The 13,534-nt window shown below is 69.8% G+C and carries 12 protein-coding genes; 5 read left to right on the top strand and 7 right to left on the bottom strand.

Annotated features, from left to right (window positions below; all coding sequences use genetic code 11):
• The first annotated feature begins 63 nt into the window (after positions 1–63).
• Positions 64–735, top strand: coding sequence for a hypothetical protein (locus C8D87_RS24525; protein WP_112228523.1), 672 nt, complete (start codon positions 64–66; stop codon positions 733–735).
• Here the strand turns inward: C8D87_RS24525 and C8D87_RS24520 are convergent.
• Both C8D87_RS24520 and C8D87_RS24515 read right to left on the bottom strand, forming a co-directional pair.
• Positions 707–1,468, bottom strand: coding sequence for a class I SAM-dependent methyltransferase (locus C8D87_RS24520; RefSeq protein ID WP_112228522.1), 762 nt, complete (start codon positions 1,466–1,468; stop codon positions 707–709). The genes C8D87_RS24525 and C8D87_RS24520 overlap by 29 nt on opposite strands.
• Positions 1,465–2,607, bottom strand: a complete 1,143-nt coding sequence (locus tag C8D87_RS24515; protein WP_112228521.1) for a carboxylesterase family protein — start codon at positions 2,605–2,607, stop codon at positions 1,465–1,467. The genes C8D87_RS24520 and C8D87_RS24515 overlap by 4 nt, the downstream gene beginning before the upstream one ends.
• A 110-nt stretch (positions 2,608–2,717) precedes the next feature.
• Here C8D87_RS24515 and C8D87_RS24510 point away from each other — a divergent pair, with 110 nt between their 5' ends.
• A complete protein-coding gene (locus C8D87_RS24510; protein ID WP_109640062.1) occupies positions 2,718–3,752 on the top strand; it encodes a zinc-dependent alcohol dehydrogenase family protein in 1,035 nt (344 codons plus the stop codon).
• On the opposite strand, the gene C8D87_RS24505 is transcribed toward C8D87_RS24510, so the two are convergent.
• Complete coding sequence (locus tag C8D87_RS24505; RefSeq protein WP_112228520.1) at positions 3,736–5,223, bottom strand: flavin-containing monooxygenase; 1,488 nt, start codon at positions 5,221–5,223, stop codon at positions 3,736–3,738. The two genes, C8D87_RS24510 and C8D87_RS24505, sit on opposite strands and share 17 nt — an antisense overlap.
• A gap of 116 nt (positions 5,224–5,339) precedes the next feature.
• Here C8D87_RS24505 and C8D87_RS24500 point away from each other — a divergent pair, with 116 nt between their 5' ends.
• The gene (locus C8D87_RS24500) at positions 5,340–5,924 is read left to right on the top strand and encodes a TetR/AcrR family transcriptional regulator (protein WP_211337605.1); all 585 of its coding nucleotides are present in this window, start codon (positions 5,340–5,342) and stop codon (positions 5,922–5,924) included.
• Here the strand turns inward: C8D87_RS24500 and C8D87_RS24495 are convergent.
• The 4 genes from C8D87_RS24495 to C8D87_RS24480 all read right to left on the bottom strand — a co-directional run bounded on the left by C8D87_RS24495 (position 5,890) and on the right by C8D87_RS24480 (position 9,941).
• Entirely contained in the window at positions 5,890–6,597 is a 708-nt protein-coding gene (locus C8D87_RS24495) for a type 1 glutamine amidotransferase (RefSeq protein ID WP_109640110.1), read from the bottom strand. The genes C8D87_RS24500 and C8D87_RS24495 overlap by 35 nt on opposite strands.
• A complete protein-coding gene (locus tag C8D87_RS24490; protein ID WP_233440067.1) occupies positions 6,590–7,837 on the bottom strand; it encodes a MurT ligase domain-containing protein in 1,248 nt (415 codons plus the stop codon). The genes C8D87_RS24495 and C8D87_RS24490 overlap by 8 nt, the downstream gene beginning before the upstream one ends.
• A gap of 77 nt (positions 7,838–7,914) precedes the next feature.
• Positions 7,915–8,400 (bottom strand): helix-turn-helix domain-containing protein, encoded by a 486-nt coding sequence (locus C8D87_RS24485; RefSeq protein ID WP_233442267.1) that lies wholly within the window; start codon positions 8,398–8,400, stop codon positions 7,915–7,917.
• A 116-nt stretch (positions 8,401–8,516) separates the two neighbouring features.
• Positions 8,517–9,941, bottom strand: a complete 1,425-nt coding sequence (locus C8D87_RS24480; RefSeq protein ID WP_109642031.1) for an LCP family protein — start codon at positions 9,939–9,941, stop codon at positions 8,517–8,519.
• Between C8D87_RS24480 and C8D87_RS47910 the strand changes: the two genes are divergently transcribed.
• Both C8D87_RS47910 and C8D87_RS24475 read left to right on the top strand, forming a co-directional pair.
• The gene (locus tag C8D87_RS47910; protein ID WP_233442266.1) at positions 9,913–10,338 is read left to right on the top strand and encodes a hypothetical protein; all 426 of its coding nucleotides are present in this window, start codon (positions 9,913–9,915) and stop codon (positions 10,336–10,338) included. The two genes, C8D87_RS24480 and C8D87_RS47910, sit on opposite strands and share 29 nt — an antisense overlap.
• 232 nt (positions 10,339–10,570) lie before the next feature.
• Positions 10,571–13,501, top strand: a complete 2,931-nt coding sequence (locus C8D87_RS24475) for a glycine--tRNA ligase (protein ID WP_112228696.1) — start codon at positions 10,571–10,573, stop codon at positions 13,499–13,501.
• Positions 13,502–13,534: the final 33 nt, after the last annotated feature.

The raw sequence follows: 13,534 nt of genomic DNA, 5'->3' as shown, positions 1-13,534 counted from the left end.
TTTTTTGAAGCGGTCTGTGGGTAGCGATGTAACGCGGCTCACAGGCCGCTCTATATTCAGACTATGAATGCAACTCGGCTTCTCCCTGCCCTCGCCGCAGCCGCCGCGCTGGTGCTGGCCCCCGGACTGGGGCTCGCCGATCCCGGCAACGGCAAGGGGAACGGGGTGACGAACAACCCTCAGGTCCCACCAGGACAGTCCACCCAGGACACTTCGACGCCACAACCACCGTCCAATGCGGACTTCACCGGCAACGGTGCGAACACCCACGGTCCGTACGACTCGACCAGAGACGGCTCGCCGTCGCTGAACGGCAACGGTGGCGGTGAAGCGGTCGGCAAGCCGTGCGCGGGCTGCGTCGGCAAGGCGGACAACAAGAACCCGCCCGGCCAGCTGCCGGGTGGCTCGGACGCCAACAAGGGCTACGAGTGCGACGCCAACCACGGCATCGGCCGCACGAACCCGGCGCACACGGGCTGCAAGCCCGCCGAGACCCCGCCGACGACGCCACCGGTGACCCCGCCACCGCCTCCGACCAAGCACGAGGTCCCGCCGCCGCCACCGCCTGGTGGAGGCGCGCCGCAGGCACCGGCACCTCAGGTCGCGACTGCCGCTGAGGCCGACGAGCTCGCGTTCACCGGCTTCGACGTCCTGCCGCTGGGCCTCGGTGGCCTCGCGCTCGTGGGCGCCGGCGGTGCGGCCGTGGTCATGGCCCGCCGGACGAAGCGCTCCTGACTCGCGCCACGGCGAGCTGGGTCAGGTACCGCTTGGTGACCCGGCCGCCGTAGCGGGTGTCGATCAGCTGCGCGATGTCCGCGATCAGCTGGTCGCGGGCAGGTAGCGCGATGTGGTTCGAATACGTGAGGAGCAGGTCGACGTACGCCTCGGTGTCGTAGGCCTGCTCCCACTCGCATCCGTGGAACTCGGGCTCCTCGAAGAGGTCGCTGTCGTCGAACTCGCGGGGGATGTCCTCGGCCGGCGACAGCCGCAGGTTCGGCGGGGTGGCGGGATCCCAGCGTTCGTAGCACTCCTGAACGTCCACGAAGAACTGCCCGGTCCCGCCCGCGACGTGGTGCGTGGAGATCACGGCCAGCGCACCGCCCGGTTTCAGGGCGGCCGCGCACCGAGCCATCCTGGTCGACGGATCGAGCCAGTGGAACGCCGTCGCGGACACCACGAGGTCGAACGGCTCCGCCGGCAGTGGCCACTCGTCGAAGTTCGCGACCACCAGCCGTGCTTGCGGCGCGTGCTCGCGGGCGACCGCCGCCAGTTCCGGGCTCAGCTCGACCGCTGTCACGTCGCCGATCCGCGTCAACGGCAGCGTGGCCTGCCCGGTGCCCGGTCCTATCTCCAGGATGCGTGGACCTCTGAGCCGCGCGAACAGCTGCGGGGGATAGGTGGGGCGGGCCCGGTGGTAGCGGGCCGCGTCCTCTCCGAACGTGGTGCGCAAGCGCTCGCGGTCGGTCACTCGCCCAATTCAAGCGAGCGCGACGGCAGGGCGTCCATCCCGTTCCGGGCGAAGCCGGTCCACAGGCTCCGCACGGTCTTGGCCAGCACGGGATCCGGCTCCTGCCCGGCCAGCATGCCCGCACCCGACCACCCGGCCGGGTCGAACAGGAACGGCAGCTCCATGCAGTGGCACGCGCCCAGGGGAGCGTTCGCTGGCCGCCACCTGAAGTTGAAGGTCGCGGCCTGACCACCTGCCGTGGTCCAGTCCGCGGCGAGCTGACGGGCCGGACCGGCGAAGACGAGCTCGGTCGCGATCTCCCAGGCTTCCGGCTGGTCCGGCACGTACGGGCTGGCGTCGTCAGCGGTGTGCCCGACGAGCAGCTCGATCCGGGAAGCCGCCGGAGCGAGGTCGATCTCGCCCAGCACCGGGCCGAACGGCATGCCGCCGGACGGGCTGAAGCGCGCGCTCGCCATCGACAGGGCGTCCTTCTGGACGGCCAGCACGTCGTCCACCGACGTGGAGGCGTCGACGGAGACGAACTCGCGCAGGGCGGCCGTCATCTCCGCGCGCTCGGGGCCGCGGGCACCCAGCGGGGCGCTCTGCAGGATCGCGCGGTGGAACAGGGGTTCGTCGGAGACGAGCATCAGCGCGTACACGGAGTCCGCGCCCGCCGACTGCCCGAACGCGGTCACGTTCGAGGGATCGCCGCTGAACGCGGCGATGTTGTCCCGCACCCACCGCAGTGCGACGAGCTGGTCGAGCAGGCCCAGGTTGTCCCGCAGGTAACCGAAGATGCCGAGCCGGTAGCTGACGCTGACCACGACGACGCCTTCCAGAGCCAGCAGCGAGGCGTCGTACTTCGTGGACTCGCCGCTGCCCGTCACGTAGGCACCGCCGTGGAACCAGACCATCACCGGCAGGCCGGAGGCGCCGGCAGGGGCGGTCACGCTCAACACCTGGCAGTTCTCGTCGAACGTCAGCCCTTCGACGGAGCTGCCCACCACCGACGCCAGCGCCGACGGCGGCTGCGGGCAGGCGGGGCCGCGTTCCTCGGTGATCACGCCGTCCCACGGGAGCGGCTCGGGCTCGGCGAACCGGGAAGCCGTCGCATAACGGACAGCGCGCGCTCGCACGAGACCTTCGGTGTTGATCAGCACGTCGTCGATCGTAAGCGCGCGTAACCAATTCCACAGCGTCTCGATTCGGCGCGGAAGCCGCGGCGGGAGCACGATGGGGCGGTTGGGCAACGAGGCAGAGGAGGCGCCCGGTGCGGGCTACGACGATCTACGGCACCCGTGACATCCGCGTTGAGGAGGTGCCGGACGCGGCCGTTCGGGAAGCCACCGACGTCGTCGTCCGGGTCGAGCTGGCCTGCATCTGCGGCAGTGACCTGTGGGCGTACCGCGGTGTCGCCAAGCGCGCGGAGGGACAGCGGATCGGGCACGAGTTCCTCGGCATCGTCGAGGAGGTCGGCAAGGACGTGAAGAGCGTCCAGGTCGGCGACCGCGTCATCGCGCCGTTCGTGTGGAGCGACGGCACCTGCTCGTACTGCCAGGCTGGGCTGCAGACCTCGTGCAGGTCAGGTGGCTTCTGGGGCAGCAAGGGCAGCGACGGCGGCCAGGGCGAGGCCGTGCGTGTGCCCCTCGCCGACGGCACCCTCGTCCGCGTGCCCGCCGACGCGTCACCGGAGCTGCTGCCCGCGTTCCTGAGCCTGTCCGACGTCATGGGCACCGGCCACCACGCGGCCATCGGCGCGGGTGTCGGGCCCGGCAGCACGGTCGCGGTCGTCGGTGACGGCGCGGTCGGCCTGTGCGGCGTGCTCGCCGCCAGGCGCCTCGGTGCCGAGCGGATCATCGCGATGGGCCGGCACGAGGACCGAGCGAAGATCGCCAAGCTCTTCGGTGCCACGGACCAGGTCACCGAGCGCGGTGAGGCCGCGGTCGAGCGCATCAAGGAGATGACCGGCGGCCTCGGTGCGTCGTGCGTCCTCGAATGCGTCGGCACGGAGCAGTCGTGGGAGACCGCGATGGGCATCGTGCGCGACGGCGGCACGATCGGGTACGTCGGCGTGCCGCACGGGATGCCGGGGCTGCCGCTCGGCAAGCTGTTCGGGCGCAACATCAACATCGGTGGCGGTGTCGCGCCGGTGCGGGCGTACCTGCCGGAGCTGCTGGCCGACGTGCTCGCCGGGCGGATCGACCCCGGTCCCGTGTTCGACCGGACGGTCTCGCTCGACGACGTCGCGCTGGGCTACCAGGCGATGGACGAGCGGACCGCCCTGAAGGTCATCGTGCGGCCGTAGATTTCCTGGCAGCGGTGAGCACGTAGTCCTCGGCGCGCACGCGCTTGGTCCGCATCCAGTACCGCCAGGTGAAGCCCGGCCACACGGTGCGGTTCACGCCCTGCGCGTCGAGGTACCAGCTCTTGCACCCGCCCTGGGTCCACACGCCCTTGGCGAGCTTGCCCTGGATCTCGCGGTTGAACTCCTGCTGGGCCTCCGGTCGCACGTCCAGCTCCGCTGCGCGGTGTTTGCCGAGGAGCTGGAGGCACTGCGAGATGTACCGGATCTGCGACTCGATCATGAACACGACCGAGTTGTGGCCGAGCCCGGTGTTGGGGCCCAGCAGGAAGAACAGGTTGGGGAAACCCGAGACCGTGATGCCGTAGTAGGTCTCGATCCCGTGCTCGCGCCACTGCTTCGCGAGGTCGACGCCGCCCTTGCCCTGGATGTCGAGGTAGTCGAACGAGTCGGTGACGTGGAAACCGGTGCCGTAGATGATGACGTCGACCTCGTGCTCGACTCCCGCACTGTCCACGATGGACGACTCGCGCACCTCGCAGATCTTGTCCGTCACCAGGTCGACGGTCGGATACCCCAGCGCGGGGTAGTAGTCGTTGGAAATCAGCACGCGCTTGCAGCCCATGGTGTAGTCGGGCTTCAGCTTCTTGCGCAGCAACGGGTCCGGCACCTGCTTCTTCATGTGCCGCAACGCGATGCCCTGGGCGAGCCGCATGATCCGGGGGTTGATCGCGAACCCGAGGGCGCTGGACTCGCGGATCCAGTAGACGAGATCGCGGTAGAGCCGCTGAGTGAAGGGCAAGGCGCGGAACAGCTTCTGCTCCCAGCCGTTGATCTCGCGGTCCGCCTTGGGCATGATCCACGGCGGCGTGCGCTGGAAGATTTTCAGTGAGCCGGCCTGCTTGGCGATCTTCGGCACGAACTGGATCGCGGACGCGCCGGTGCCGACGACGGCGACGCGCTTGCCGGTCAGGTCGTAGTCGTGGTCCCACTGCGCCGAGTGGAACGTCTTGCCGCCGAAGTTCTCGATGCCCGGCAGCTCCGGGATGTTCGGGATGTGCAACGCGCCGACGCCGGCCACCAGGGCGGACGCCGTGTACGTGTCGCCCTGCTCGGTCGTCACGTGCCAGCGCTTGGACTCCTCGTCCCACTGCGCCCCGGAGACCTTGGTGTTGAAGCGGAGGTGCGACCGGAGCCGGTACTTGTCGGCGACGTGCCGCAGGTAGTCCCAGATCTCGCCCTGCTCGGCGAACATCCGCGACCACTTCGGGTTCAGCTCGAACGAGAACGAGTACATGTGCGACGGCACGTCACACGCGCAGCCGGGGTAGGAGTTGTCCCGCCAGGTGCCACCGAGGTCGCTCGCCTTCTCGAGCACCACGAAGTCGTGCTCACCGCGGCGCTTCAGTTCGACGGCCATGCCGAGGCCGGAGAAGCCGGTGCCGATGACGAGCACTTTTGTCTCTCGATGCATGGGGAACGTCCCTCCGCTCGCTGAGCCTACTTCTCAGTAGGTTACTCGAAGTAAGTTACGAGCGGTAGACTTCGTTCGTGACTGCTCCGCGGCGCCGCATGCCCAAGGCCCAGCGCATGGCGCAGATGCTCACCGTCGCCGAGGAGATCTTCGCCGAGCAGGGGTATCTGGCCACGTCGATGGACGAGATCGCCGAACGCGTCGGCGTCTCGAAGCCGATGCTCTACGAGTACTTCGGCTCGAAGGAGGGCCTGCTCATCGGCTGCATCCACCGTGCGCGCACGGAACTGCGCGAGAAGACGGCGGCGGCGATCGCGGGCGCGCGGAGCCCCGAGGAGTTCCTGCGGCTCGGACTGCTCGCGTTCTTCGAGTTCATCGACGAGCACCGCAGGTCGTGGGCGCTGCTGCGGCAGGAGGCGGCGGTGGCCGTGCCGTCAGCGCAGGAAGAGGTGGAAGGCATCCGTCAGCAGCAGACGGACATGATCGGGGCCGTGCTGGCGTCGTTCACACCGGACATCGACCCGCTGGAGGCCGAGGCGTTCGCCGAGATCGTCGTCGGCGCGACCGAACGCCTCGCGGTGTGGACCGAGCGCAGGCCCGCGGTGGGACCTGCGCTCGCGACCGAGTACGTGATGGCCGTGATCTGGCCAGGTGTCGCGGAGAAGCTTATGAAGCTGCCCGCACCCGCTCCGCCCGCATAGCGGTCACGGCCGGGAGGTCCAGCGGCGCGACCTTCGTGCCGGTCGCCCACTCGATCAGCAGGTCGGCGAGCTGCGGGTTGCGCGGCAGCACCGGGCCGTGCAGGTAGGTGCAGACGATCCGGCCTTGCACGGCACCCTCGACGCTGCCGTCGTTGCCGGTGCCGACCTTGACGTGCGCGAGCGGCCGGGCGGACGGGCCCAGCACGGTGCGGCCCTGGTGGTTCTCGAACCCGGTCAGCACGCCTTCGAAGAGGCCGTTCGCGGGCTCGGCGATGACCTCGCCGATCGCGCGGCTGCCACCCGCGTGCGAGGTCGAGTCGATCAGGCCCATGCCGGGGTGGGTGACGTTGTCGGCACGGGTGAAGCTCTCGCCGAAGATCTGGATGCCGGCGCACACGCCCAGCACCACGGCGTTCTTCGTGACGGCGCGCTGCAGGCCGGGGTGCTCACGCAGGTGCTTCACGGCCAGCGTCTGCGCCGTGTCCTCACCGCCGCCGACGACGTAGATGTCGCACGAGTCCGGTACCGGCTGGCCGTAGTTGATCGGCACGATCTCGGCCTTGATACCGCGCCACGTCATGCGCTTCTCGAGGACCACGGCGTTGCCGAAGTCGCCGTACGTGCCGAGGAGATCCGGCAGCACGAGCGCGATCTGGATTGTCGACTCACTCATCAGCGGCAGCCCTGGCATTCAAGTCGCGGAACGCGGTGTAGTTGGCGATGACCTCGACCGCGCCCGGCGGCATCTGGTCGATGGCCTTCAGCGGGTCGGGCACGATCGTGTGCTCGACCTCGGCGTAGGTCAGGCGGACGGCGAGGTCGGTCGCGCGCTCGCCGGACGCGATGACCGTGCGGCCCTGCATCCGCTCGAACGGCACGTCCCACAGCCAGCTCAGGTCGCGGCCGTCGGCCTCCTGGGCGTTGATCACCAGGACGGCCGGGTGGTTGGCCTCCTTGACGACCGTGAGGGTCTCGCTCCAGCCGGCGGGGTTCTTCGACAGCAGAAGGCGCGCGCTGCGGCCGTTGCGCTGGATCGTGCGGTAGCGGCCGCTCACGTTGGAGACGCCGCGCAGCCGGCGCACCGCCTCTTCCGTGGGCACGCCCAGCGCGTACGCGGCCGCCGACGCCATGACGGCGTTGGCCTGGTTGAACTTGCCCGGCAGCGTCAGGCGGAGCTCCACCTTGTGGTGCTCGGGGGTGATCATCGCCTCGTCGGTGGTGATCCAGTTCGGGTGCGGGCGTGCCAGGTCGCAGCCCGTGCAGTGCCAGTGCTCGCCCTGCCACTGGATCGGGTTGCCGCACCGCGGGCAGCTCGCGGAGTCGTGGTGCCAGCCGGTGCCGGTGGCGACCCAGACGACCTTCTGCGCGTTCCAGGCGGCGCTCGTCACCATCACGTCGTCGCAGTTGGCGACGACCGTGCAGTCCTTGAGCGCGGTGACGGTGTCGCGCAGCGAGCGCTCGATGGTGCGCACCTCGCCGACGCGGTCCAGCTGGTCGCGCGACAGGTTGAGGATCACCGCGACGGCCGGGTTGCTCGCACCGGCGACGGCGGGGAAGTAGCCCTCGTCGCACTCCAGCACGGCGTACGGGGCGTCCGGCTGCTTCGACAGCGCCGTGACGTGGCCGTCGGGCATGTTGGCGCCGCTGTGGTTCGTGGCGACCTCACCGAGCGCGGAGACGGCCCTCGCCAGCATCATCGTGCTGGTGGTCTTGCCGTTCGTGCCTGTCACCACGGCGACCCTGCGGCCCTGCGTCAACCGGTTCAGCGCCTGCGGGTCGAGCTTCAGCGCCACCCGGCCGCCGATCATGCCGCCTGCGCCGAGACCCATCTTCTGGGACAGCGTGGAGCTCAGGTTGCCCAGTTTCACTGCGGCCGCGGTGCGCAGCGGGAGGCGGGCGGGGGAATCGTTCACCCACGCGATGCTACCGGCGGTGGTGGTTGAACCTTTTCGGGCGGTCGTTGCGTTGGTGTGAACGGGGTTCGGTACAACTAGTGGCTCAGCTCGCGCAGGACGCGGATGAGCTCGACGGTCGGGAGTTGGCAGAGCTGCGCCATGTTCTCCAGCGCGGGCAGGTCGAGGTGCACCTCCGGGGACGCTCCCGGCGGCAGCACGTGCAGGCGTCCGGCGGCCCAGCGCTTGAGCGGCACCAGACGGGGGTTGTCGGTCGCGGCGACCGCGGCGAGGTTCAGCGTGAGGTGCCCGGCGGGGGCGTCGCCGAAGAAGCGTTCGTGCACACGAGCGAGGACTTCGTGTGCCGGAACGTCGAGGGCGTGGCAGATCTCCACCAGGCGCACGACCGAGCACTGGCGGGTGCCGAGCTCGTAGGTGGCCAGCGTCTGCAGCGAGATCTCGGTCTGCAGTCGCTTGTTCAGCTCCTTGCGGGTCCAGCCGCGCTGCTTGCGAAGGCTGCGGATCTCATCACCGAGCACGCGCTGGTACGCCGCCGTGTCGATTCGGCCGTTCGCGGTTTGCACCTGGTCCCTCCACCCCGTGAGCGGGTCTCACGGTGATGGAAGGCGCCAGTTCTTCGTCGCTTACGCAACTTCCTGGCAGATTCCCCCGAACGGGCGATACTTCTCTACTCTGAGTATCAGTTCACGCAGCGCACGCCGTCCGCGGTAATGGGTTTGGGAGCGTTCGGGTCGGGCGCCGGCTGCTGCCGCGCACCGTCCAAGTTGAGCACTCCGGAGCCCGTGAAGCCCTGGGTGCCGGGACCCGAGTAGTCGGAGCCGATGAAGACGCGGACCCGGCCGGCCGGGATGTTCACGTCCTCTTCGATCTTCATGCCGCCGAGGGCCTTCTGGACGGCGTTGGCGCCGTCCTCTCCGCCCTTGCCGTAGCGGACGACCGACTTGGCCATCGCCTCGGCGTTGCCCGTCTGACCCGCCACGAAGCCCTTCGCGACGAGCGACTGCTGCACCTTGCTCGCGAGGCCTGCGACGCCGGAGGCGTTGCGGACGTCGACGGTCACCGAGGCGTTGTTGAACTTCGGGTCCGGCGCGGCCGAGGACGCGGGGGCCTTGCCGAGGTTCTTCACGAACGTCCTGACCTCGGCCTCGTCGACCTCGACCGCGGAGCCGTCCTCGGGGGTCTGCAGGTCCGGGTTGCCTGTCGGGATCGTCTGGAACGTCATGTTGCCGCCCGTCAGATCCTTCATCTGCAGAGCGAACTTCGTGATGTCCCAGCCGTCGTCGAGCACGATCGCGCCGCTGACGGCCTTGATCATCTCGCTGCGCTTGGTGCCGTCGGTGAGCACGCCGGCTGAGAGCATCTTCTTGGCGAGACCGGCCATGAAGACCTGCTGGCGGACGACGCGGTCCAGGTCGCCCATGGGCAGGCCGTGGCGCTGCCGGACGAACGCCAGCGCGTTCTTGCCCTCGATGGTCTGCGGGCCCGCCTTGAAGTTCGCGCCGGAGAAGCTGTCGCGGACGTTGTTGTTGAGGCAGACGTCGATGCCGCCGATGGCCTTGGTGATCTCGTAGAAGCCGACCAGGTTGACCTCGGCGTAGTGGTCGATCGTGGCGCCGGTCAGGTTCTGGATGGTCTCGATCAGGTTGTTCGCGCCCGCCTTGCGGGTCTCCATCTCGATCTCCTGCGGGCTCTTGCCACTGCCCTGCAGCTTTTCGGCGGCTTGACCCTTGGCGTAACCGTAGGCAGAGTTGATCTTGTGACGCCCGAAGCCGCCGGCGATCTTCACGTAGGAGTCGCGGGGGAACGACACCGCGAACGCCTTGCCGCTGTCGTTCGGGATGTGCAGCAGGATCAGCGTGTCGGTGTTGAACCCGCCGTCGTCGCTGCCGCCCGCCTGCAGCTCGTTGAGGATGTTCTGCGGCAGCGGGTTGCCCTTGGAGTCGGTGCGGCTGTCCATGCCGACGAGCAGGATGTCGATCGCGCCGTCGGCGGGCTTCTCCCCGGCGTCGGCGAGGTTGAGGTCCTGTTTGGTCAGGTTCTCGGTCAGCGAGTTCAGGTTCTGCCACGCGACGCCGGTGACCAGCAGGATCGTCGCGGAGATCATGCTGATGAAGATCTTGGCGCCGGTGGACGCACCGCGCTTGGCCGCGCTCGGTCGGCGAGCGGAGGGCCTGGGCCGGGGACGGGCCGCGGGGGCAGCGGACTTCGCCTTGGCCGGAGTCGTGCGGACCGTCGGACGGTCGGCCACGGGGCGCGGGCGCGGGGCCGACGACGTGGCGCGGGCCGGCTCGCGGCCGCGCTGGGGGTCGCGGCGCGGCGACTCGCTGCGGCTCGCGGACGCGCGGCGCGGGGGTTCCTTGCGCGGGGGTTCCTTGCGCGGTGGTTCCTTGCGCGGTGGTTCGGAGCGCTTCGGGGGCTCCCGCCGCGGCGGTTCGGCCCGGTTCGGCTGCCGGCGCGGGGGCTCTGAGCTGCGCGGCGGTACCTGGGGACGGCGGGGCTGACCCGCCGGGGGACGCGGGGTGGCGGAGGGTCGCCTGGGAGTTCCGTTCGGTTCTCCTGGCCGCGGCGGCCGGTTGTCCACACCCACTCCTCTCAGCACATCCGGGTACCCCAAGTAGACGTGCGGGAACTCCACTCGGTTGTGCAAAGCGTGACACAGTGGCGAACGCCACCGGATTCAGGCCCCTTGACCAGCGGTTTTGCCCGTTTCGTAGACTCGTCGCCGTGTTGACGATGCAGGACGCGCTGCTCGCGCTGACCAAGTACTGGACCGATCGGGGCTGCATCGTGGTGCAGCCCTTCAACACCGAGGTCGGAGCGGGCACGCTGAACCCCGCCACCGTCCTGCGGGTGCTCGGTCCCGAGCCGTGGCGCGTCGCGTACGTGGAGCCCTCGGTGCGGCCCGACGACGCCCGTTACGGCGAGAACCCGAACCGGCTGCAGACCCACACCCAGTTCCAGGTGATCCTGAAGCCGGATCCGGGCGACCCGCAGGAGCTCTACCTCGGTTCGCTGGAGGCGCTGGGCATCGACGTGCGCGCGCACGACGTCCGGTTCGTCGAGGACAACTGGGCCTCTCCCGCACTCGGTGCGTGGGGCCTCGGCTGGGAGGTCTGGCTCGACGGCCTGGAGATCACCCAGTTCACCTACTTCCAGCAGGCCGGCGGCATGACGCTCGACCCGGTGTCGGTGGAGATCACCTACGGCATCGAGCGGATCATGATGGCGCTGCAGGGCGTCGACCACTTCAAGAAGATCGCGTACGCGCCGGGCATCTCCTACGGCGAGGCGTTCGGCCAGGCCGAGTACGAGATGTCGCGGTACTACCTCGACGACGCGGACGTGGAGGCGAACAAGCGCCTCTTCGAGGAGTTCGCGGCCGAGGCGCGCAAGATGCTCGACGCCCGCCTGCCCGTTCCGGCGCACAGCTTCGTGCTGAAGTGCTCGCACATCTTCAACGTGCTGGACGCGCGGGGCTCGATCTCGACGACCGAGCGCGCGCGTGCGTTCGGCCGGATGCGTGGCCTGGCACGGGAAGTCGCCGGGCTGTGGGCCGAGCGACGTGCCGAGCTCGGGCATCCGCTCGGTGTCGCAGAGGTTCCCGCTGTCGCGGAGAAGCCCTCGTCGTTCGAGGACGTCGTCGCTCCCGCGACGCTGCTGTTCGAGATCGGCACCGAGGAGCTGCCGCCGCACGAGGTGCTGCGGACCGTCGACGCGGTGCGTGAGGCGATCACGTCGAAGCTCGGCGCGACCAGGCTGACGCACGGCGAGGTGACCGTGCACGGGACGCCGCGCCGGATCGTCGTGCTGGTGCCCGCGGTGGCGCCGCGCGAGCCGGACGCCGAGCGCACCGTGCGCGGCCCGCGTGTTTCCGCCGCCTTCGACGCCGACGGCAACCCGACGAAGGCCGTGCAGGGCTTCGCGCGCGGTCAGGGCGTCGAGGTTTCGGCGTTGGGGCGGGTTGAGGAGAACGGCGTCGAGTTCGTCGCGCTGACCAGGACCGACGCCGGTCGTGGCGCCGTCGAGGTGCTGAGCGGGCTGCTGGCCGAGGTCGTCGCGGACCTGCGCGCCGAGAAGAACATGAAGTGGAACGACCCGAAGCTGTCGTTCACCAGGCCGATCCGCTGGCTGGTGGCGCTGCTCGGCTCCACGCCGGTTCCGGTAGCGGTGTCGTCGCTGGTCTCCGGCACCGTCACGCGGGTGCACCGGACCGCCTCGTCGCCGGTCGTGGAGGTGTCCACCGCGGACGGTTACCTGGAGTTCCTCGCCGGGCACGGCATTCAGGCCGACGCCTCGGTTCGTGCCGCTTCGATCGTGGAGGCCGCACAGGAGCTCGCGGCGTCCGTCGGCGGTGTCGTCGAGGTCGACGGGCTGCTGGACGAGGTGACGAACCTGGTCGAGTGGCCGACGCCGATCCTCGGCTCGTTCGAGGAGCGGTACCTGGAGCTGCCGGGCCAGATCCTCACCACCGTGATGCGCAAGCACCAGCGCTACCTGCCGGTCCGCTCCGCCGACGGCTCCCTGCTGCCGCACTTCGTGGCGGTGGCGAACGGTTCCGTCGACGCGGACCTGGTGCGGGCGGGCAACGAGGCCGTGCTGCGGGCGCGGTACGAGGACGCGGCGTTCTTCTGGCGGGCGGACCTCAAGACGCCGCTGGAGGAGATGAAGTCGGGCCTCGCGAAGCTGACGTTCGCGGACAAGCTGGGCTCGATGGCCGACCGCGCTTCCCGGATCGCCGCGCTGGCAGGGCGTTTCGCCTCGGTGGTCGACGCCGACCGCGAGACGCTGGACCGCGCCGGAGCCCTGGCCAAGTTCGACCTCGGCTCGCAGATGGTGATCGAGCTGTCGTCGCTGGCCGGTGTGATGGCCCGCGAGTACGCCTCGCGCGCGGGGGAGACCCCGGAGGTCGCGCAGGCGTTGTGGGAGATGGAACTCCCGCGTTCGGCCGGCGACGCGCTGCCGACGTCGGTGCCGGGTGCGATGCTGTCCCTGGCGGACCGCTTCGACCTGCTGGCGGGCCTGTTCGGCATCGGCGCGCAGCCGACCGGTTCGTCCGACCCGTTCGGCCTGCGTCGCGCGGCTCTGGGCGCGGTGTCGGTGTTGCGGGCGTTCCCGGACCTGCGGGCGATCACGGTTCCGCTGGCGCTTTCACTTGCCGCGGAGGGCCTTGACGTGTCGGCCGAGGCGCTGGAGACCGCGCGTGAGTTCGCGGTGCGGCGCTACGAGCAGGCGCTGCTCGACGCGGGCCACGAGCACCGGTTCGTCCAGGCGGTGCTGCCGCTGGCCGACTCGCCGGTGCTGGCCGACGAGACGCTGGCGCAGCTGGAGTCGTTGGCGGGCGACGAGTCCTTCGACGCGCTCGTGGCGGCCCTGCAGCGCGTCCGGCGGATCGTGCCGGCCGGCGTCTCCGCTTCCTACGACGCCTCGGTGCTGTCCGAGCCCGCGGAAGTGGCGCTGCACAAGGCGTTCGACGGTGTCTCGCGGGATGTCACAGGTCTGGCGGCGTTCGTCGCCGCGGCCGAGGGACTGACCGCGCCGATCAACACCTTCTTCGACGAGGTGCTGGTCATGGCAGAGGATCCGGCGGTGAAGGCCGCGCGGCTCGGGCTGCTGGCGTCGATCCGCGACTTCGCGGCGCCTGTGCTGGACTGGACCCAGCTGTAGTCACGGGAAGAGGGGCGCTCCACTCGGAGCGCC

Origin of the sequence: Lentzea atacamensis (assembly GCF_003269295.1) — a bacterium.
In the GTDB taxonomy this organism is placed as follows: Bacteria; Actinomycetota; Actinomycetes; order Mycobacteriales; family Pseudonocardiaceae; genus Lentzea; species Lentzea atacamensis.
This window is presented reverse-complemented; position numbering and strand designations above follow the sequence as displayed.